At 66.0% G+C, this 21,065-nt stretch carries 11 protein-coding genes and 3 pseudogenes; 9 read left to right on the forward strand and 5 right to left on the reverse strand.

Going from position 1 to position 21,065, the window contains the following annotated elements:
- Window positions 1-5 precede the first annotated feature (5 nt).
- Together H9L41_RS02870 and H9L41_RS02875 are read right to left on the reverse strand one after the other, a co-directional pair.
- On the reverse strand, window positions 6-1,175 hold the full coding sequence (locus H9L41_RS02870) for a PilT/PilU family type 4a pilus ATPase (protein ID WP_028445568.1): 1,170 nt from the start codon (window positions 1,173-1,175) through the stop codon (window positions 6-8).
- Window positions 1,176-1,279: 104 nt separating this feature from the next.
- A pseudogene (locus H9L41_RS02875) lies at window positions 1,280-2,967 on the reverse strand (long-chain-fatty-acid--CoA ligase).
- Between the two features lie 246 nt (window positions 2,968-3,213).
- On the opposite strand from H9L41_RS02875, the gene rimP reads away from it, so the two are divergent.
- From rimP to H9L41_RS25450, 8 genes and pseudogenes are all read left to right on the forward strand, one after another.
- Window positions 3,214-3,642, forward strand: coding sequence for a ribosome maturation factor RimP (gene rimP / locus H9L41_RS02880; protein ID WP_028445570.1), 429 nt, complete (start codon window positions 3,214-3,216; stop codon window positions 3,640-3,642).
- A gap of 75 nt (window positions 3,643-3,717) precedes the next feature.
- The gene (gene nusA, locus H9L41_RS02885) at window positions 3,718-5,196 is read left to right on the forward strand and encodes a transcription termination factor NusA (protein ID WP_028445571.1); all 1,479 of its coding nucleotides are present in this window, start codon (window positions 3,718-3,720) and stop codon (window positions 5,194-5,196) included.
- A 27-nt stretch (window positions 5,197-5,223) separates the two neighbouring features.
- Window positions 5,224-7,964, forward strand: a pseudogene (infB, locus tag H9L41_RS02890) (translation initiation factor IF-2).
- A gap of 132 nt (window positions 7,965-8,096) precedes the next feature.
- Entirely contained in the window at window positions 8,097-8,471 is a 375-nt protein-coding gene (rbfA, locus tag H9L41_RS02895; protein ID WP_028445573.1) for a 30S ribosome-binding factor RbfA, read from the forward strand.
- Entirely contained in the window at window positions 8,452-9,372 is a 921-nt protein-coding gene (truB, locus tag H9L41_RS02900; RefSeq protein WP_028445574.1) for a tRNA pseudouridine(55) synthase TruB, read from the forward strand. The genes rbfA and truB overlap by 20 nt, the downstream gene beginning before the upstream one ends.
- A gap of 93 nt (window positions 9,373-9,465) precedes the next feature.
- Window positions 9,466-9,735 (forward strand): 30S ribosomal protein S15, encoded by a 270-nt coding sequence (rpsO, locus tag H9L41_RS02905; RefSeq protein ID WP_028445575.1) that lies wholly within the window; start codon window positions 9,466-9,468, stop codon window positions 9,733-9,735.
- A 306-nt stretch (window positions 9,736-10,041) separates the two neighbouring features.
- On the forward strand, window positions 10,042-12,195 hold the full coding sequence (gene pnp / locus H9L41_RS02910; protein ID WP_373278941.1) for a polyribonucleotide nucleotidyltransferase: 2,154 nt from the start codon (window positions 10,042-10,044) through the stop codon (window positions 12,193-12,195).
- Between the two features lie 984 nt (window positions 12,196-13,179).
- A pseudogene (locus H9L41_RS25450) lies at window positions 13,180-15,254 on the forward strand (putative bifunctional diguanylate cyclase/phosphodiesterase).
- A gap of 397 nt (window positions 15,255-15,651) precedes the next feature.
- Here H9L41_RS25450 and acs read toward each other — a convergent pair.
- Window positions 15,652-17,619 carry an acetate--CoA ligase gene (gene acs / locus H9L41_RS02920; protein WP_028445578.1) on the reverse strand — a complete coding sequence of 656 codons (1,968 nt, stop codon included), beginning with the start codon at window positions 17,617-17,619 and terminating at the stop codon, window positions 15,652-15,654.
- A gap of 207 nt (window positions 17,620-17,826) precedes the next feature.
- Window positions 17,827-19,509 carry an MFS transporter gene (locus H9L41_RS02925; protein WP_028445579.1) on the reverse strand — a complete coding sequence of 561 codons (1,683 nt, stop codon included), beginning with the start codon at window positions 19,507-19,509 and terminating at the stop codon, window positions 17,827-17,829.
- 301 nt (window positions 19,510-19,810) lie between these two features.
- On the opposite strand from H9L41_RS02925, the gene H9L41_RS02930 reads away from it, so the two are divergent.
- Complete coding sequence (locus tag H9L41_RS02930) at window positions 19,811-20,701, forward strand: LysR family transcriptional regulator (RefSeq protein ID WP_028445580.1); 891 nt, start codon at window positions 19,811-19,813, stop codon at window positions 20,699-20,701.
- On the opposite strand, the gene H9L41_RS02935 is transcribed toward H9L41_RS02930, so the two are convergent.
- Window positions 20,693-21,061 carry a sirohydrochlorin chelatase gene (locus H9L41_RS02935; protein WP_028445581.1) on the reverse strand — a complete coding sequence of 123 codons (369 nt, stop codon included), beginning with the start codon at window positions 21,059-21,061 and terminating at the stop codon, window positions 20,693-20,695. The two genes, H9L41_RS02930 and H9L41_RS02935, sit on opposite strands and share 9 nt — an antisense overlap.
- Window positions 21,062-21,065 lie beyond the last annotated feature (4 nt).

The raw sequence follows: 21,065 nt of genomic DNA on the forward strand, positions 1-21,065 counted from the left end.
CAAGGCTAGTGCAGGTCGATGTCGAAGCTGATCTCGGGTTCCGGCTGCGGCTGCTGGCGCACGCGCTCGGCGGTTTCCTGGCGCTTCTTGGCGCGTTCGGCCTCGAGTTCTTCCTGCGACTGGGCGTTGTTGATCAGCCAGGCCAGGTTGGTGGCCGAGTCGGCGTTGCGCATCGCCTCGTCGTAGCTGATCTCGCCGTCCTTGTAGAGCTTGTACAGCGCCTGTTCGAAGGTCTGCGAGCCCTGGTACAGGCTCTGCTCCATCGCTTCCTTGATCTGGTCGATGTCGCCGGACTTGACCAGCTCGGCGATGCGCGGCGAGTTCACCAGCACCTCGACCGCCGGCACCAGCCGGCCCTGCTGGTTCTTCACCAGGCGCTGCGACACGATGGCCTTGAGCGCCACGCTCAGGTCCATCAAGAGGCTCTCGCGCGCCTCGTGCGGGAAGAAATTGATGATGCGGGTCAGCGAGTGGTAGCTGTTGTTGGCGTGCAGGGTCGAGATGATCAGGTGGCCGGCCTGGGCATAGGTCAGCGCGTGCTGCATGGTCATCTTGTCGCGGATCTCGCCGATCATCATCACGTCCGGCGCCTCGCGCATGGCGTTCTTCAGCGCGTCCGAGAAGCTGTGGGTGTCGATGCCGACCTCGCGCTGGCTGACGATGCTCTTGCGGTGCGGGTAGACGTACTCGATCGGGTCCTCGATGGTGAGGATGTGGCCCGGCGCGCTGTGGTTGCGGTGCTCGAGCATCGCGGTCACGGTCGAGGTCTTGCCCGAGCCGGTCGAGCCGACCACGAAGATCAGGCCGCGCTTCTCGTTGATCAGGCCTTTCAGCGCCTCCGGCAAGCGCAGCTCGTCGATGCTCGGCGACACCGCCTTGATGTAGCGCACCACGATGCCGATATTGCCGCGCTGCTTGAAGATGTTGACGCGGAAGTTGCCGATGCCCTCGACCGGGTGGCCGAAGTTCATCTCCCATTCGGCCTCGAAGCTGGCCTGCTGCTCCTCGTCCATCAGCTCGTAGGCCAGCGACTTGACGTGGGCCGGCTGCAGCACCTGCTGGTTGACCGGGTAGAGCACGCCCTGGATCTTCACCTGCACGGGGCTGCCGGCGGTGACGAACAGGTCGCTCGCCTGGCGTTCGGCCATCATCTTGAAAAAGGGGAGCAGGGTCATGGAGGGGGCGCCGCGGAGAATGGCTGGAATTTTAGCACGATGAAAATGCGAAACCCGCCACGCGGGCGGGTTCGGGCAGTGCAGGCCGGCGTCGCCGGCCGCGTTTACTTGGCCTTGGCGAGTTCCTCGTCGCGCAGCGCGCGGCGCAGGATCTTGCCGACGTTGGTCTTGGGCAGCTCGGTGCGGAATTCGACGAAGCGCGGGATCTTGTAGCCGGTCAGGTTCTTCTTGCAGTGCTCGATCACCGAGGCCTCGGTCAGGCCGGCGTCCTTCTTCACCACGAAGATCTTCACCACCTCGCCGGACTTGTCGTCGGGCACGCCGATGCAGGCCACCTCGAGCACGCCCGGGTGCATCGCCACCACGTCCTCGACCTCGTTCGGGTAGACGTTGAAGCCCGACACCAGGACCATGTCCTTCTTGCGGTCGACCAGCTTGACGAAGCCGTCCGGGTGCACGATGGCCATGTCGCCGGTGGCGAGCCAGCCGTTGGCGTCGATCACCTTGGCGGTTTCCTCGGGCCGGTTCCAGTAGCCCTTCATCACCTGCGGGCCCTTGACCCACAGCTCGCCCGGCTCCTCGAAACCGAGTTCGCGGCCATCGGCATCGCGGATCTGGATATCGGTCGACGGCACCGGCAGGCCGATGGCGCCGTTGTAGCCGGTCAGGTTCATCGGGTTGATGCAGGCGGCGGGCGAGGTCTCGGTCAGTCCGTAGGCCTCGATCAGCGGCACGCCGGTCATCTGCTTCCACTTCTCGGCCACCGCGCGCTGCACCGCCATGCCGCCGCCGAGCGCCAGCTTCCAGGTGCTGAAGTCGAGCTTGGGGAAGTCGGGGTTGTTGAGCAGCGCGTTGAACAGCGTGTTCACGCCGGTCATGCAGGTGATCGGGAACTTGGCGAGTTCCTCGACGAAGGCCGGGATATCCCGCGGATTGGTGATCAGGATGTTGAGGCCGCCGATCTTGCTGAACACCATGCAGTTCGCGGTGAGGCAGAAGATATGGTAGAGCGGCAGCGCGCAGACGATCACCTCCTGGCCTTCCTTGACCAGCGGCTTGAGCCAGGCGTGCGCCTGCTGCATGTTGGCGATGATGTTGCGGTGGGTCAGCATGGCGCCCTTGGAGACGCCGGTGGTGCCGCCGGTGTACTGCAGGAAGGCGATGTCGTCGTGGCCGACCTTGACCGGCTTGAGCTCGTTGCGGCGGCCGATCGCCAGCGCGCCCTTGAAGCTGACGGCCTGCGGCAGGTTGTAGGCCGGCACCATCTTCTTCACCTTCTTCAGCATGAAGTTGATGATGCTGCCCTTGAAGCCGAGCAGGTCGCCCATCTCGGTCACGATCACGTTCTTGATCGGCGTCTTGGCGATCACCTCGGCCAGCACATGGGCGAAGTTGGCGACGATGACGATGGTGGTGGCGCCCGAATCCTTGAGCTGGTGCTCGAGTTCGCGCGGGTATAGAGCGGGTTGACGTTGACCACGGTGAGGCCGGCGCGCAGGATGCCGAACACGCAGACCGGGTATTGCAGCAGGTTCGGCATCATCACCGCCACGCGCTCGCCCTTCGGCAGCTTGAGCTCGTGCTGCAGGTAGGCGCCGAGATCGCGCGACGCTTCGTCGATGTCGCCGAAGGTCATGGTGCGGCTGGCGAATTTGATCGAATTGGCGAAGGCAGGGCGATCGCGGAATTTCTTGGCGCTCTTCTCGAACACTTCACCGGCCGACTGGAACTCGTTCAGGTCGATCTCGGCGGGCACGCCCTGCTGGTACTGGTTCAACCAGATTCTTTCCATCGCTGTCTCCGTGTCTCTCTAGCTTTGTTTTCCCGTCCGCGGGGAGGGGGCGTCCCTGGTGCGTCGCCGCTGGCACTGTACCGGAATAGCCGAAACCCCGCCAAGTGTCGACCAAGCATGTGCTTGGCGGGCTCGGTGCGGCGTTGGGGTTTCGTTTCCGACGCTAAGTCGCTAAAATAGCGGGGATTTCAATTCTGTCTGTTTGGAATGGGCTCGAGAGCCCATTTTTTTATTGCGCGACGCATCATGGATATGCAACGTCTACTGGACGCAACACTGCCCGGTCTCGGTTACGAGCTGGTCGACCTCGAGTTGGCCCGCGACGGCCTGGTCCGCATCTTTATCGACAAGCCGGGCGGCATCACGCTCGACGACTGCGTGGCGGTGAGCAATCACCTGACCCGGCTGTTCACCGTGGAAAACATCCCGTACGAGCGCCTGGAAGTCTCCTCGCCCGGCCTCGATCGTCCGCTGAAGAAGGAAGCCGACTTCGTCCGCTTCGCCGGCGAGCGGGTCAAGATCAAGCTGCGGCTGCCCATCGACGGCAAGAAGACGGTGCAGGGCGAACTGCGCGGCGTGGTCGAAGGCGCGGTCCAGGTGGCGGTCGATGCCGAACGCGTCGTCGCCGTGCCGCTCGCGCAGATCGACAAGGCCCGCTTGGTCCCGGTGTTCTGATCCCGGTTCGGCGCGCGAAGGTTACGAAGGAATAGGGGCGCGAGCCCGGCGAGAATCGCTTGGAGGTTTTGAGAAATGAGTCGTGAAATCCTGTTGCTGGTCGATGCACTGGCACGCGAGAAGAATGTGTCGCAGGACATCGTCTTCACCGCGCTGGAGATGGCGTTGGCCTCGGCTACCAAGAAGCGTTACACCGACGACGTGGACGTGCGCGTCGCGATCGATCGCCATACCGGCGACTACGAGAGTTTCCGCCGCTGGGAAGTGGTCGAGGACAACGACCACGAGGAGCCGTCGCGCCAGTTCGCCATCACCGACGTGCTGGAGAAGGACCTGGGCCTCGCCATCGGCGAATTCTACGAAGAGCCGCTCGAACCGATCGAATTCGGCCGCATCGGCGCGCAGACCGCCAAGCAGGTGATCCTGCAGAAGATCCGCGACGCCGAGCGCGAGCAGATCCTCAACGACTTCCTGGCCCGCAAGGAGCACCTGGTCACCGGCACCATCAAGCGCATCGAACGCGGCAACGCGATCGTCGAGGTCGGCAAGCTCGAAGCCCGCCTGCCGCGCGAGCACATGATCCCGAAGGAAAACCTGCGCGTGGGCGACCGCGTGCGCGCCTACCTGCTCAAGATCGATCGCGACGGCCGCGGCGCCCAACTGATCCTGAGCCGTACCGCGCCCGAGTTCATCGCCAAGCTGTTCGAGCTCGAAGTGCCCGAGATCGAGGAAGGCATCATCGAGATCCGCGGCGCCGCCCGCGACCCGGGCGCCCGCGCCAAGATCGCGGTGAAGTCGAACGACCCGCGCGTCGATCCGCAAGGCACCTGCATCGGCATGCGCGGCTCGCGCGTGCAGGCCGTCACCGGCGAGCTGGCCGGCGAGCGCGTCGACATCGTGCTGTGGTCGGCCGACCCGGCCCAGTTCGTGCTGGGCGCGCTGGCGCCGGCCGAAGTGCAGAAGATCATGGTCGACGAGGACAGCCACAGCATGGACGTGGCGGTCGACGAAGAGAACCTCGCCATGGCCATCGGCCGCGGTGGCCAGAACGTGCGGCTCGCCAGCGAGCTGACCGGCTGGACGCTGAACATCATGACGCTCGAGCAGGTCGAGCAGAAGCACGAAGTCGAGTACGCCCGGGTGCGCGAACTGTTCATCGCCGCGCTCGACGTCGACGACGAGGTTGCCGAGATCCTGGTGCAGGAAGGCTTCTCCACGCTGGAGGAAGTCGCCTACGTGCCGATCGACGAAATGCTCGACATCGACGGTTTCGACGAGAACCTCGTCAATGAACTGCGCAGCCGCGCACGCGATGCCCTCCTGACCCAGGCCATCGTCAAGGAAGAACAGGTCGAGCACAGCGTCGAGGAACTGCAGCATCTCGAGGGCATGACGCCCGAGATCGCCCGCGCCCTGGCCGGCAATGGCGTCGCCACCCGCGACGACCTGGCCGAGCTGGCGGTGGACGAGCTGGTCGAGATGACCGGCATGGATGCCGAGGCTGCCAAGCAACTGATCATGACCGCCCGCGCTCACTGGTTCGAGCAGCAATAAGGCCAGGGCAAGGAGACGGGAGTAAGGATGACACAAATGAACGTGAGCCAATTCGCGGCCGATCTTAGGATGCCGCCGCAACATCTGCTCGATCAGCTGCGCGCGGCAGGTGTGCAAAAGAGTGGCGTGGAGGATTCGTTGACCGAGCAGGACAAGGCCAAGCTGCTGGCTTACCTGCGCAGCGTCCATGGCTCGGCCATGGACAAGCCCAAGGTCACGCTGGCGCGCAAGCAGAATTCCGAGATCAAGAAGACCGATGCGACCGGCAAGGCGCGCACGATCCAGGTCGAGGTGAAGAAGAAGCGCGTGGTGGTGACGCCGGACGTCGCCGCGGTGGCGCCGCAGTTGCATGCGCACGAGCCGGAAACGGTGGTCGAGGCGGCGGCCGAGCCCGAGCTGATCGAAGTGCCGCAGGCCGAGCCGGTCGCCGAAGCGATCGTCGAGGCGGCGCCTGCCCCGGTCGCTGCGGTGGAACCCGAGCCCGCTCCGGTGGCCGAGCCGGTCGCCGTGGCCGAACCCGAGCCGGTCGCCGAGGCCGCGGTGGAAACCGCCGCCGCGCCGGCGCCGATCGACCGCGCCGCCGTGCTGGGCGAGGCCGAGCTGGCCGCGCGCGAAGTCCAGGCTGCGCGCCAGCGCGCGCTGTTCGAGCGTCAAGCCGCCGATATCCGAGCAAAGCAGGAGCGTGAAGCGGCCCGCAAGGCTGCCGCCGAGGCCGCCGTCAAGGCTGCGGCCGAAGCCGCTGCCGCGCCGAAGAAGCCGGCTCAGACCGAACACACGCTGCACCGCGCGCCGGCCAAACCGGGCGATGCGGCCAAGAAGGATGCCAAGCCGGCTGCTGCCGACGTCAAGAAGACGGCTGCGCCGGCCAAGGATGGCTGGGGCGACGGCGCCAAGCGCCGCGGCGGCCTCAAGACCCGCGGCGGCGACGCCGGTAGCGACTGGAAGTCGCGCAAGGGTCGCGGCAAGGGCAACCAGAACGACAATGCCCACGCCTTCCAGGCGCCGACCGAGCCGATCCAGCGCGAGATCGACGTGCCCGAGACCATCTCGGTCGCCGATCTGGCGCACAAGATGTCGGTCAAGGCGGCCGAGGTCATCAAGGGCCTGATGAAGATGGGCATGATGGTGACCATCAACCAGGTGCTGGACCAGGAAACCGCGATGATCGTGGTCGAGGAAATGGGCCACCTGGCCCGCGCGGCCAAGCTCGACGATCCGGAAACCTACCTCGAGGGCGAAGAGAAGGCGGAACACGAGTTCCTGCCCGCGCCCCGGTGGTGACGGTGATGGGTCACGTCGACCACGGCAAGACCTCGCTGCTGGACTACATCCGGCGCGCCAAGGTCGCCGCGGGCGAGGCCGGCGGCATTACCCAGCACATCGGCGCCTACCACGTCGAAACCGAGAAGGGCATCATCACCTTCCTCGATACGCCGGGCCACGAGGCCTTCACGGCGATGCGCGCCCGCGGTGCGAGCGCGACCGACATCGTGGTGCTGGTGGTGGCGGCCGACGACGGCGTGATGCCGCAGACCATCGAAGCGATCCACCACGCCAAGGCGGCCAAGGTGCCGATCGTGGTGGCGGTCAACAAGATCGACAAGCAGGGCGCCAACGTCGAGCGCATCCGCCAGGAGCTGGTGGCGCACGAAGTGGTGCCCGAAGATTGGGGCGGCGATACCCAGTTCATCGAGGTCTCGGCCAAGATGGGCACCAATATCGACGGCCTGCTCGACGCGATCCTGCTGCAGGCCGAGGTGCTGGAACTGACTGCGCCGCTCGATGCGCCGGCCAAGGGCCTGATCATCGAAGCCCGGCTGGACAAGGGCCGCGGCCCGGTCGCGACGATGCTGGTGCAGTCCGGCACCCTGCGCAAGGGCGACGTGGTGCTGGCCGGCGGCGTGTTCGGCCGCGTCCGCGCCATGCTCGACGAGAACGGCAAGAACATCAACGAAGCCGGCCCGTCGATTCCGGTCGAGATCCTCGGCCTGTCCGAAGTCCCGAATGCGGGCGAGGACGCCATGGTGCTGGCCGACGAGAAGAAGGCGCGCGAGATCGCGCTGTTCCGCCAGGGCAAGTTCCGCGACGTGAAGCTGGCCAAGCAGCAAGCCGCCAAGCTCGAGAACATGATGGCCCAGATGACCGAGGGCGAGGTCCAGACCCTGCCGATCATCGTCAAGGCCGACGTGCAAGGCTCGTTCGAAGCGCTGTCGCAAAGCCTGCAGAAGCTGTCGACCAGCGAAGTGCGCGTCAACATCCTGCACTCGGGCGTGGGCGGCATCACCGAATCCGACGTCAACCTGGCGCTGGCTTCGAAGGCGGTCATCATCGGCTTCAACGTGCGTGCCGACGCGACGGCGCGCAAGCTGGCCGAGAACGAAGGCGTGGACATCCGCTACTACAACATCATCTACGACGCCGTGGACGAGGTGAAGGCAGCGCTGTCCGGCATGCTGGCGCCGGAGAAGAAGGAGCAGATCATCGGCTCGGTCGAGATCCGCCAGGTCTTCGTGGTGTCCAAGGTCGGTTCGATCGCCGGTTGCTTCGTGCACGACGGCGTGGTCAAGCGCAATGCCGGCGTCCGCCTCCTGCGCAACAACGTGGTGATCCATCAGGGCGAGCTCGAATCGCTCAAGCGCTTCAAGGATGACGTCAAGGAAGTGAAGGCCGGCTACGAGTGCGGTCTGCAACTGAAGAACTACAACGACATCCAAGAAGGCGACATGCTGGAAATCTTCGAGATCATCGAGGTCGCCCGCACGCTGTAACAGCAGCATGTGAAACGTGAGATGTGAAAGGTGAAACGTGAGGCAGGCCATGGGTCTGCCTCTCACCTTTTTGCCCGCCGCGGCATCCGGGCCGTTTGCACGTTTCACCTTTCACGTTTCACAGGGTTTCAAATGGCCAAAGACTATTCCCGTGCCGACCGCGTCGGCCAGCAGATGCAGCGCGAACTGGCCGAGCTGATCCGGCTCGAGCTCAAGGACCCGCGCATCGGCTTCGTCACCATCACCGACGTCGAGGTGAGCCGCGACCTGTCGCACGCCAAGGTGTTCTACACGCTGATGGCGGGCGAGGACGTGGAGACCCAGTACACGCTCAACCGCTCCGCCGGTTTCCTGCGCAGCGAGCTGTCGCGCCGGATCAAGTTGTTCAAGATGCCCGAGCTGCACTTCCAGTACGACCATTCGGTCGAGCGCGGCATGAGTCTCGATCAGCTGATCGCCCAGGCCAACCAGACCCGTGCGGCCGACGATGACGGTCAAGAGGATTAAGCGGCCGATCAGCGGCGTATTGCTGCTGGACAAGCCGCTCGGCATCTCGAGCAACCAGGCGCTGCAGAAATGCCGCTGGCTGTTGTCGGCCCAGAAGGGGGGCCATACCGGCGTGCTCGATCCGCTGGCGACCGGCCTGTTGCCGCTGTGCTTCGGCGAGGCGACCAAGTTCGCCCAGCGCATGCTCGACGCCGACAAGCGCTATACCGCGACGCTGCGCTTCGGTGCGACCACCACCACCGGCGACCTCGAGGGCGAGGTGCTGCAGACGCGGCCGTTCACGGCTTCGCGCGCCGAGGTCGAGGCCGCGGTGGCGCGCTTCGTCGGCGAGCAGCTGCAGACGCCGCCGATGTACTCGGCGCTCAAGCACGAAGGCCGGCCGCTGTACGAATACGCGCGCGCCGGCATCACCATCGAGCGTCCGGCGCGCCGCATCACGATCTACGCGATCGACATCCTGTCCTTCGACGGCGACGTGCTGGCGCTCGACGTGCGCTGCAGCAAGGGCAGCTATATCCGTACGCTGGCCGAGGACCTCGGCGAGGCGCTCGGCTGCGGCGCCCACCTGATCGGCCTGCGCCGGACCGGCACCGCCGGCTTCGACCTGACCACGGCGGTCACGCCCGAAGCATTCGAGGCGCTGCCGCTCGAGGCGCGCGACGCCCTGCTGCTGCCGGCCGACAGCCTGCTGGCGGACCTGCCGGCGCTGACGCTCGATGCGGCGGCCGCCGATCGCTTGACCCATGGAATGCCCGTGCGTTTGGATGGGAATGATGGGATAATCGCCGGCTTGCGCCTGTACGGGGATACCGGCGGTTCGCCGGCCTTCCTGGGTCTCGGTGAATTGCGGGATCAGACGCTTTACCCGCGCAGGCTGCTCTCGACCGTGGTGCACAACTAGGTCGGTTCCGGAAGCCGGGAGGGGTTGGGGATGCCCTGCTCGCCCTGCTCGTCTGCACCGCAAGGTGCTTTTCAGTATGTGGAGTATTACGAAATGGCAGTGACCGTCGAACAAAAGGCAGAGATCGTCAAGCAATACCAACGCGCCCAGGGCGACACCGGTTCGCCGGAAGTCCAGGTTGCATTGCTGACGGCTCGCATCAACGACCTGACCACCCACTTCAAGGCCAATGCCAAGGACCACCACAGCCGTCGTGGTCTGCTGAAGATGGTGAATCAGCGCCGCAAGCTGCTGGCCTACTACAAGCGCACCAACCTGGATGGCTATCGCGAACTGATCGCCAAGCTGGGTCTGCGCAAGTAAGCGCGCCACGAAAAGCCGCTGCCTCCAAGCAGCGGCTTTTTTGCTTTATGGAATACCCTCCGCCTCGTCTCCGTGCGAGCGCGGGCGGGAAGATCGGGCCGCGACAGGCGGCCGGTCTGCGGCGGATCGGTCGTGCAGTGAACCGAATGCCGAATCCGATTCCCATCGATTTCGAATTCCCGCCGGGCTTGCCACGATGCCAGCCATGCCCGGGGGATAGCAGGTTGGCTGGCATCCCGGCGTTGATTCCCCCAGGGTCAAGTTCAGCGCGCCGGAGGGACAATCGCCATTCACGCTGAGGATGGCATGTCGTTGAAAAGGAAAAAGAGCGTGTTCAATCGCATTTCCAAATCGTTTGCCTACGGCAAGCACACCGTGACCCTCGAGACCGGCGAAATCGCCCGTCAGGCTTCCGGCGCCGTCAAGGTGTCCATGGACGACACCGTGGTGCTGGTCACCGTGGTCGGTGCCAAGAAGGTCAAGCCCGGCCAGGACTTCTTCCCCCTGACCGTCGACTACCAGGAACGTACCTACGCCGCCGGCAAGATCCCCGGCGGCTTCTTCAAGCGCGAAGGCCGTCCGAGCGAAAAGGAAATCCTCACCTCGCGCCTGATCGACCGCCCGATCCGCCCGCTCTTCCCCGAAGGCTTCTACAACGAGATCCAGATCGTCGCGACCGTGATGTCGGTCGATCCCGAGATCGATCCGGACATCCCGGCCATGCTCGGCGCCTCGGCCGCGCTGGCCATCTCCGGCCTGCCGTTCCAGGGCCCGATCGGTGCCGCCCGCGTCGGCTACATCGACGGCCAGTACGTGCTGAACCCGGCCGCTTCGGACCTCAAGCGCTCGCAGCTGGACCTGGTCGTGGCCGGTACCGAGCAGGCCGTGCTGATGGTCGAGTCGGAAGCCCAGGAACTGCCCGAAGCGATCATGCTGGGCTCGGTGGTGTTCGGCCACGAGCAGATGCAGGCCGCCATCCAGGCGATCAACGCGCTGGCAGACGAAGTGAACCCCGAAGTGTGGGACTTCCAGCCGCCGGCCACCGACGCCGAACTCGAAGCCGCCATCGCTGCCGCAGGCGGCGAGGACATCAAGCTCGCCTTCCGCATCCCGCAGAAGCAGGCCCGCACCCAGAAGCTCAACGAAGCCTGGGCCAAGGTCGAAGCCGCGCTGATCTCCGACGACACCGACACGCTGCGCGCCAACCAGATCAAGGACATCTTCCACGCGATGGAAGCCAAGATCGTGCGCAACCAGATCCTCGACGGCTACCCGCGCATCGACGGCCGCGACACCCGCACCGTGCGCCCGATCGAGATCCGTACCGGCGTGCTGCCGCGCACCCACGGCTCGGTGCTGTTCACCCGCGGCGAGACGCAGGCCATCGTGGTCGCCACGCTGGGCACCAAGATGGACGAGCAGACCATCGACGCGCTGATGGGCGAGTACTCCGAGCGCTTCATGCTGCACTACAACTTCCCGCCCTACTCGACCGGCGAAACCGGCCGCGTCGGCTCGCCCAAGCGCCGCGAGATCGGCCACGGCCGCCTGGCCAAGCGCGCGCTGGTCGCCGTGCTGCCCAAGCAGGAAGACTTCAGCTACTCGATGCGCGTGGTGTCGGAAATTACCGAATCGAACGGCTCCTCGTCGATGGCCTCGGTCTGCGGCGGCTGCCTGTCGCTGATGGACGCCGGCGTGCCGCTGAAGGACCACGTGGCCGGCATCGCCATGGGCCTGATCAAGGAAGGCAACCGCTTCGCGGTGCTGACCGACATCCTCGGCGACGAAGACCACCTCGGTGACATGGACTTCAAGGTCGCGGGTACCGAGAACGGCGTGACCGCGCTGCAGATGGACATCAAGATCAACGGCATCACCAAGGAAATCATGCGGGTGGCGCTCGATCAGGCCAAGGAAGGCCGCCTGCACATCCTCGGCATCATGAAGGGCGCGCTGGGCCATGCCCGTGAGGAAGTGTCGCAGCACGCGCCGCGCCTCTACACGATGAAGATCAATCCGGACAAGATCCGCGACGTGATCGGCAAGGGCGGCTCGGTGATCCGTGCGCTGACCGAGGAAACCGGCACCCAGATCGACATCGGCGAAGACGGCACCATCACCATCGCTTCGGTGACCAGCGAAGGCGCCGACGAAGCCCGTCGCCGCATCGAGCAGATCACCGCCGAAGTCGAGATCGGCAAGATCTACGAAGGCCCGGTCATCAAGATCCTCGACAAGAACGTCGGCGCCATCGTCCAGATCATGCCGGGCCGCGACGGCCTGGTGCACGTGAGCCAGATCGCCAACGAGCGCGTCAACAACGTGGCCGACTACCTCAAGGAAGGCCAGATCGTGCGCGTGAAGGCGCTCGAGCAGGACGAGAAGGGCCGCGTCCGCCTGTCGATCAAGGCCGTGCTGAACGAAGAGGCCGCTGCGGCCCCTGCGTCGGACGCCTCCTGATCGCGGATCGCGCGGTGTAATACGAAAGCCCGGCTTGCAGCCGGGCTTTTTTACGACTGGTCAAGGCGGGTTCCCTACCCGATACTGGAATCACCGTGCGTACGATGCAGGGGGTGGACGGAACTGGCCGTCCATCTGCATTTGGTCCGTACCGATCCGCGGCTGCGCGCTTTCCGCCAAGGCGCGCTGCCGATCCGTTCCATTGGAGATTGCATGACTATCGCGGCGTTCTCGGTCCAGGCTTCCGTCAAGCCGTTGTCGCGGCTGCGCAGCTGGCTGATGCACATCAGCATGCGCCAGGTGTTCGTCCTGGTGGTGGCGGCCGGCCTCTTGGTGCCGGGCGTGCTGTTCACGCTGGTCACGGTCGAATGGCGGCGGGCCGAGCTGACCCGGCAGTTCCACGCCGAGCAGGTGCGGGTGCTCGAAATCCTCGCGCTGGGCCTGCGCCAGCCGCTGTGGGACCTGTCGTTCAATGCCGGCCAGCCCTTGGTCGATACCGCCATGAAGGACACCCGCATCGTCTCGGTGCGGGTCGACGGCAGCTTTCCGGGCGAGCCCTTCATCTCGGTGACGCGGCCCGAGCGGCGGCTCGGCCGTTCGATCCGGCTGGCCCGGCCGGTGTACTACGGCAAGCAGGTCATCGGCCAGGTCTCGGTCGAGTTCGACGACGGCGATCTCGACCGGCGGCTGCGCGTGCAGGCGCGCGAATCGGTGCTGATGATCGGCATCGAGCTGGCGGTCAGCCTGCTGCTGATCCTGACCTTGCTCGATTCACGCTTCCTCGGGCCGCTCAAGCGGCTGTCGCTGCAGGCGCGCGCGATGGCCAGCGGCGAGGCGGAGGCGGTGCCGGCCTGGTCGTGGACCCGTGGCGACGAGATCGGCGACCTGGGCCGCCAGCTCGAATGGGCGCGCGGCGAGCTGCACCGGCTGATTTCCGAACTCAACGACAAGAACGATGCGCTCGAGCTCGACATCGCCGAGCGGATGGAGACCGAGGCGGCGCTGCGCGCCTCCGAGGCCAAGTACCGCGAGCTGTTCGTCTCCAACCTCGACGGCATATGCGTGGTCGACCTCGACGGCCGCGTGCTCGACGCCAACCCGGCCATGCTGGCCCTGCTCGGCATCGGCGCCGAGACGCTGGTCGGCCAGCGGCTCGACCGCTATGTGCTCGAGAACTGGCGTGCCTACGACAACCATATGATCGAGCACCGCGTGCTGATCGACGGCCGCTGCGGCGAATACGAGATCGAGCTGCGGCGCGGCGACGGCGAGCTGCTGCCGGTCAGCGCCAAGGGTGTGCTGATGCGCGACGGCGACGGTCGCGCGGTCGGCGTCTGGCGCATCCTGCGCGATCTGACCGAGCGCAAGGCGGCCGCGGTGCGCATGGAGCTGGCCGCCAAGGTGTTCGACAACACCGCCGAGGCGATCATGGTGATCACGCCCGATGCGCGCATCGCCTCGGTCAACCGTGCCTTCACCGACATCCTCGGCTATGCGGCCGACGAGATCGTCGGCCAGATGGTCAGCATGCTGCGCGATCCGGAGATCGACTCGGCCTGGTACGACGAGATCCGCACCCGCTACCTCGAAGACGGCGACTGGCGCGGCGAGGTGCCGCTGCGGCGGCACGACGGCAAGGTGTTCACCGCCTGGATGCAGATCAACGTGGTGCGCGACGTCACCGGCCGCATCGGCGACGTGGTGGCGCTGGTGCGCGACATCAGCGAGGCCAAGGCGACCCAGGCGCGGGTGCTGCACCTGGCCCGTTTCGATGCGCTGACCGAGTTGCCCAACCGCGCCTATTTCTGCGAACTGACCGGCGAGGCGGTCGCCGAGGCGAAGCGGCACAACGAGCGCCGCGCGCTGCTGTTCGTCGACCTCGACCATTTCAAGACCATCAACGACTCGCTCGGCCACGCGGTCGGCGACCTGCTGCTGCAGGGCGTGGCACGGCGGCTGAACGATGCGATCCGCGCCGGCGACGTGGTCGGCCGCCTCGGCGGCGACGAGTTCGTCATCCTGCTGCGCAATCTCGACAGCGGCGGCGAGGCGGCCTACGTCGCCGAGCGGGTGCTGGCGCAACTGGCGCTGCCGTTCCAGATCGGCGAGCACGAGCTGGTGGTGACGCCCTCGCTCGGCATCGCGCTCTACCCGGACGACGGCGGCGATTACGATGCGCTGATCCGCAACGCCGACGCGGCCATGTATCACGCCAAGGCCAACGGGCGGAACACTTATCGCTTCTACACGGCCGACATGAATGCGCGCGCGCGCGAGATCCTGGTGGTGGAGAACCAGCTGCGGCGCGCGCTCGAGCGCAATGAGTTCGTCCTGCACTACCAGCCGCAGGCCGATATGGAGACCGGCCGCATCGTCGGCGCGGAGGCGCTGATCCGCTGGCGCCACCCGAGCGCGGTCTGGTCGGCCCGATGCAGTTCATCCCGATCGCCGAGGAGCGCGGCCTGATCGGCGCGATCGGCCAGTGGGTGCTGCGCGAGGCCTGCCGGCAGAACCGCGAATGGCAAGACGCCGGCCTGCCGCCGATCGAGGTGGCGGTCAACCTGTCGGCCATGCAGTTCTACCAGCAGGCGCTGGTCGACGACATCACCGGCCTCTTGCGGGAGACCGGCCTGCAGCCGCGCTGGCTGGCGCTGGAGGTGACCGAGAGCGTGATCGTGCAGGACGTCGAATCGACCATCGCCACGCTGGCGGCGCTCAAGACCATGGGGCTCAAGCTGGCGATCGACGATTTCGGCACCGGTTATTCCTCGCTCAACTATCTGAAGCGCTTCAAGGTCGACAAGCTCAAGATCGACCGCTCCTTCGTGATGGACGTGCCGGGCGACGCCGACGACAGCGCGATCACCCGGGCCGTCGTCAGCCTGGCCCACAACCTGGGGTTGCAGGTGATCGCCGAGGGCGTCGAGACGGCCGAGCAGTGGGCTTTCCTGGAGCAGGAGGAGTGCGACGAGGTGCAGGGCTATCTGCTGAGCCCGCCGCTGCCGGCGGCCGAACTGGCGCGCATGCTGGCGCACGGCAGCTGGCGGCCGCCGAAATAGGTCGAGGATTCGGGAAGTGCGGGAGACCTGGGGCAGGATGGCGCAGGAATGAGAAAGGGCGCCATCAGGCGCCCTTCCGGGAATAAAAAGACTTGAGCGAACACACGCGGGCGGCCGGGTAGATAAGATTTGGAAGTGGTTTTCCTCGCTCCTCTTCCAAGGGATTTGCCGGTGAGCCGCCTTGGCGTGCTGCCCAGGGGTGGGGGAGGCCGTCCGCTCAAGTTGTAGCTATTGTGGTGTGCGGGACGGGGTTTGGCTATTCCCATATTTGGGGATGGGTGAGGGGGCTGGAAGCCGCCTGAAATCTCGCAATGGCGCCGATATGTGTAAATGGATGTAAAAAGAGACACCACGAAGGTGCCTCTTTTCACGTGCTCGAACAGGCTGGCGGCGCGCTTCAGGCAGTCTCTTGCAGTTGCTGCAGGATAGCCGGATTTTCCAGAGTCGAGGTGTCCTGCGTGATTTCCTCGCCGCGCGCGACGGCGCGCAGCAGCCGCCGCATGATCTTGCCCGAGCGGGTCTTGGGCAGGTTCTCGCCGAAGCGGATGTCGTCCGGCTGCGCGATCTTGCCGATCTCGTGGGCGACCCAGCTCTTCAACTGATCGGCGATCTTCTTGGCTTCCTCGCCGCTCGGGCGCGCGCCCTTGAGCACCACGAAGGCCACCACCGCCTCGCCCTTGATTTCGTGCGGCCGGCCCACCACCGCGGCTTCCGCCACCAGCGGATTGGCCACCAGGGCCGATTCGATCTCCATCGTGCCCAGCCGGTGGCCGGATACGTTCAGCACGTCGTCGATACGGCCCATGATCCAGATGTAGCCGTGCTCGTCGCGATGGGCCGAGTCGCCGGCGAGGTAGTACTTGCCGTTGAATTCCTCGGGGAAGTAGGTCTTCTTGAAGCGCTCCGGGTCGCCCCAGATGGTACGCACCAGGCTGGGGAAGGGACGCTTGATGACCAGCATGCCGCCCTTGCCCGGATCGACCGGTGCGCCCGATTCGTCGACGATGTCGGCGATGATGCCGGGCAGCGGCAGCGTGCAGGAACCGGGCTTGGTGGCTACGGCGCCGGGCAGCGGCGCAATGGTGATGCTGCCGGTCTCGGTCTGCCACCAGGTGTCGACGATCGGGCAGCGGCCCTTGCCGACGGTCTCGTGGTACCAGATCCAGGCTTCAGGATTGATCGGCTCGCCCACGGTGCCCAGGAGGCGCAGGCTCGACAGGTCGTGCTGGTTGGGGAAGTCGCCGCCGAGCTTGATCAGCGAGCGGATGGCGGTCGGCGCGGTATAGAAGATGCTGACCTTGTGGCGCTCGATCATCTGCCAGAAGCGGTGGGCATCGGGATAGGTCGGCACGCCCTCGAAGATGACCTGGGTGGCGGCCGAGGCCAGCGGGCCGTAGCAGACGTAGCTGTGGCCGGTGATCCAGCCCACGTCGGCAGTGCACCAGAAGACGTCGTTGGGCTTGATGTCGAACACCCAGCGGAAGGAATTGAGCGCGCCCAGCAGGTAGCCGGCGGACGAATGCTGGATGCCCTTGGGCTTGCCGGTCGAGCCTGAGGTATAGAGGATGAACAGCGGGTCCTCGGCGTTCATCCATTCCGGCTCGCTGCTTTCGGCCTGGCCTTCGGTCAGCTTGTGCCACCAGATGTCGCGGCCTTCCTGCCACAGCGCGGCGCCGTTGTTGGTGCGCTGGTAGACCACCACGTGGCGGATCGAATCGCAGCCGCCGAGCGAGATCGCTTCGTCGACCACCGCCTTGAGCGGGACCGCCTTGCCGCCGCGCAGGCCTTCGTTGGCGGTGATCACCGCCACCGCGCCGGCATCGCCGATGCGTTCCTGCAGACTCTTGGCCGAGAAGCCGCCGAACACCACCGAGTGGATCGCGCCGATGCGGGCGCAGGCCTGCATGGCCACCACGGCTTCGATGCTCATCGGCATGTAGACCACCACGCGGTCGCCGCGCTGGATGCCGAGCGACTTGAGGCCGTTGGCGAACTGGCAGACGCGGCGATGCAGCTCGGCATAGGTGACGCGGGTGACGGTGCCGTCGTCGGCTTCGAAGATGATGGCGATCTTGTTGGCGTTCTGCGCCAGGTGGCGGTCGAGGCAGTTGTAGCTGACGTTGAGCACGCCGTCGTCGAACCACTTGAAGAAGGGCGCGTTGCTGTCGTCGAGCACGCGGCTGAATGGCTTCTTCCAGGTAATCAGCTCGCGGGCGATGTCGCCCCAGTACGAGAGATAGTGGTCGTCGGCCTGCTCGCACAGCGCATGGTAGGCATCCATGCCGGAGACGGTCGCGCGATGGCGGAACTCGTCCGAGGGCGGGAACATGCGCGTTTCCTTGAGGATGGAGTCGAGTGTGGACATGGGAAGGGTCTCCTTTTTTAGTTGGTGATCTGCTTGGGTCTGTCTAATTGTCGTCAGTCGTTTCGAGACTGCGCGGCAGCATCGAAACGGTTGGCGGCAAGCGGGATGGTCCGTGCGGAGGGGATCCGGTGCGGCGGCAGCCGGCAGGGGCTGCCGCCGCGCGGATCCGGTCGGGCGCAGGGGGCGCGATGATCGCGCCCCGCCGGCTCAGTCGTTGGCGTAGATGTCGCGGTCCTTGGTTTCCGGCGCGAACAGCGCGCCGATCACGAAGGTCATCAGCGCGAACGCGATCGGGTACCACAGGCCGTAGTAGATGTCGCCGGTGGCGGCCACCATGGCGAAGGCCACGGTCGGCAGGAAGCCGCCGAACCAGCCGTTGCCGATGTGGTAGGGCAGCGACATCGAGGTGTAGCGGATGCGGGTCGGGAACAGCTCGACCAGCCAGGCCGCGATCGGGCCGTACACCATGGTCACGAAGATCACCAGGATGGTCAGCAGGGCGATCACCATCGGCGTGTTCATCGCCGCCGCGTCGGCCTTGGCCGGGTAGCCGGCGGACTTGAGCGTGTCGCCGAGCTGCTTGTTGAAGGCATCGGCCTTGGCCTTGAACTCATCCTTGGCCAGCGCTTCACCCTCGAAGCTGTCGATCTTGATCTCGCCGACCGTGATCGCCGCCACCGAGCCGGCTGGTGCCGCCACGTTCTCGTACGGGATCCCCTTCTTGGCCAGCGCCGACTTGATGATGTCGCACGACTGCTTGAAGGTGGCCTTGCCGATCGGGTCGAACTGGAAGGCGCAATGAGCCGGATCGGCGATCACCTTGACCGGCGATTGGGCGACGGCGGCTTCGAGCGCCGGATTGGCGTTGTGCGTCAGCGCCTTGAAGATCGGGAAGTAGCTGGCCGCGGCGATCAGGCAGCCGGCCATGATGATCTTCTTGCGGCCGATCCGGTCCGACAGCGCGCCGAAGATGATGAAGAACGGCGTGGCGATGGCCAGCGAGACGGCGATCAGGATGTCGGCGCGGTCGGGGTCGACGCCGAGCGTCTTGGTCAGGAAGAACAGCGCGTAGAACTGGCCGGTGTACCAGACCACCGCCTGGCCGGCGGTGCCGCCGAACAGCGACAGCAGCACGATCTTCAGGTTGGGCCAGCGCAGGAAGGATTCGGTCAGCGGCGCCTTGGAGTGCTTGCCTTCCTCCTTCATCTTCTTGAAGGCCGGCGATTCGTTGAGCTGCATGCGGATGTAGACCGACACGATCAGCAGCAGGATCGACACCAGGAACGGCACCCGCCAGGCCCAGGCTTCGAATTCTTCCTTGCCGAAGCTGTTGCGGCAGATCCAGATCACCAGCAGCGACAGGAACAGGCCCAGCGTCGCGGTGGTCTGGATGAAGCTGGTGTAGAGGCCGCGCTTGCCGTGCGGCGCGTGCTCGGCCACGTAGGTGGCGGCGCCGCCGTACTCGCCGCCGAGCGCCAGGCCCTGCAGGAGGCGCAGGCCGATCAGGATGATCGGTGCGGCGATGCCGATGCTGGCGTAACCGGGCAACAGGCCGACCACCGCGGTCGAGACGCCCATGATCAGGATGGTGACCAGGAAGGTGTACTTGCGGCCGATCATGTCGCCGAGCCGGCCGAACACCAGCGCGCCGAACGGCCGCACCGCGAAGCCGGCGGCGAAGGCCATCAGGGCGAAGATGAAGGCGGTGGTGTCGTTGACGCCGGCGAAGAACTGCTTGGAGATGATGGCGGCCAGCGAGCCGTACAGGTAGAAGTCGTACCACTCGAACACGGTGCCGAGCGAAGAGGCGAAGATCACCTTGCGCTCTTCCTTGGTCATCGGCCGCGCGGCGGCAGGATTGCCGGGCGCGTTGTGGGCAATGTCGGTCATATGTGTTGTCTCCAGCTTATCGAATGGGCTCGCGCCCAAGGTTGCGGCCTCTATGGGCCGTGTCGCGGAGCCCGTGTGATGCCGGATCGGGCCGTGCGGCAATCTATGTCGGCGTCTTGGCGCCGATCCAATCGCATTTTTCGATAGCGAGGATCAACCGGACCGAGTAAGCGTGCCGAAAGCCAGTCGCGACGCGGGTTTGCGCGCGATGCCCGAGGGCCTTCGATGATGGGCATCGAATTCGGTGATGGCGCGGGCCGCGGCCGGCGCGGCACAATCGCGGCACAACAGGGGAGAGACGATGGAACTGTACCAACTGCGGACGTTCGTCACGGTCGCCCACCAGGGCCACCTGACCCAGGCCGCGGAAATCCTGCACCTGAGCCAGCCGGCGGTGACCGCGCAGATCAAGGCGCTCGAGGAGGAGACTGGCACCAGCCTGTTCGAGCGCACTTCGTCGGGCGTGACGCTGACCGAGGCGGGCAAGCTGCTGGTGGTCGAGGCCGAGAAGATCCTGGCCGGCAGCCTGGAGATGCTGAACCGGGCCAAGGCGCTGCGCGGCGAGCCGGCCGGCAAGCTCCGGATCGGCACCATCCTGACGCCGGAGGCGCTGCGGCTCGGGCCCTGGCTCGCGCTCTTGCGGCAGCGCCACCCGCTGTTGCAGATCAGCACGCTGCAGGGGATTTCGGGCGGGGTGCTCAACGAGGTGCGCAAGAAGGAGCTCGACGCCGGCTTCTTCATCGGCCGCAACCCCTACCAGACCGTACATATGCTGACGCTGGCCGACGCGCCTTACGTGGTGGCTGCGCCGCTGGCCTGGCGCGCGTCGCTCGAAGGCGCCGACTGGCGCGTGCTCGGCCGCCAGCCCTGGGTCGGGGCGACGCAGTTCTCCAGCATGTCCAAGCTGCATGCGGAGATCTGGCGCGAGCACAATATCGCGCCCAAGAAGGTGTACGACATCGACCAGGAGCAGACCATGTTGGTCTGCGTCGAAGCGGGGCTGGGTCTGTGCATCCTGCGGCGCGAGCCGGCCGAAGCCGCTGCGCGCGAGGGGAGGCTGTGGATCTGGGGCGATGCCGGCGGCACGCTGCCGCTGAGCTTCATCTATCCGGCCGAGCGGGCCGACGACCCGCTGGTCGGCCTGATGCGGCAGGCGTTGCTCGAGGTCTGGCCGGGTGCGCGGCTAGGCTAGCGTCGCGATCCAGTCGGCCATCGCGGCCTGGACCGGTTCGGCTTCGCCGAGCGCTTCGGCGACTTCGAATTCGAGACCCGGATGGCGCGCCCGCAGCGCGTCGATCTGCAGGGGCAGGTCGCGCCGCAGGTGGGCGCCGCGCGAGATGAAGGCCGGCACCACCACGATTCGCGCGATGGCCTGGGCGGCCAGCTCGTCGACGCAGGTTTCCAGGTTGGGCGACATCAGTTCGAGATAGGCCAGCCGCACCGGCCGGCCGGGCTCGCGGGCGGCCGCCAGCGCGGCCAGCCGTTCGAGCGGCGCGGCCCATTGCGGGTCGCGCGCGCCGTGGGCGAACAGGATCAGGGCAGAGGAAGTCATGGTC

The organism is Chitinimonas koreensis (genome assembly GCF_014353015.1).
Classification (GTDB): Bacteria; Pseudomonadota; Gammaproteobacteria; order Burkholderiales; family Chitinimonadaceae; genus Chitinimonas; species Chitinimonas koreensis.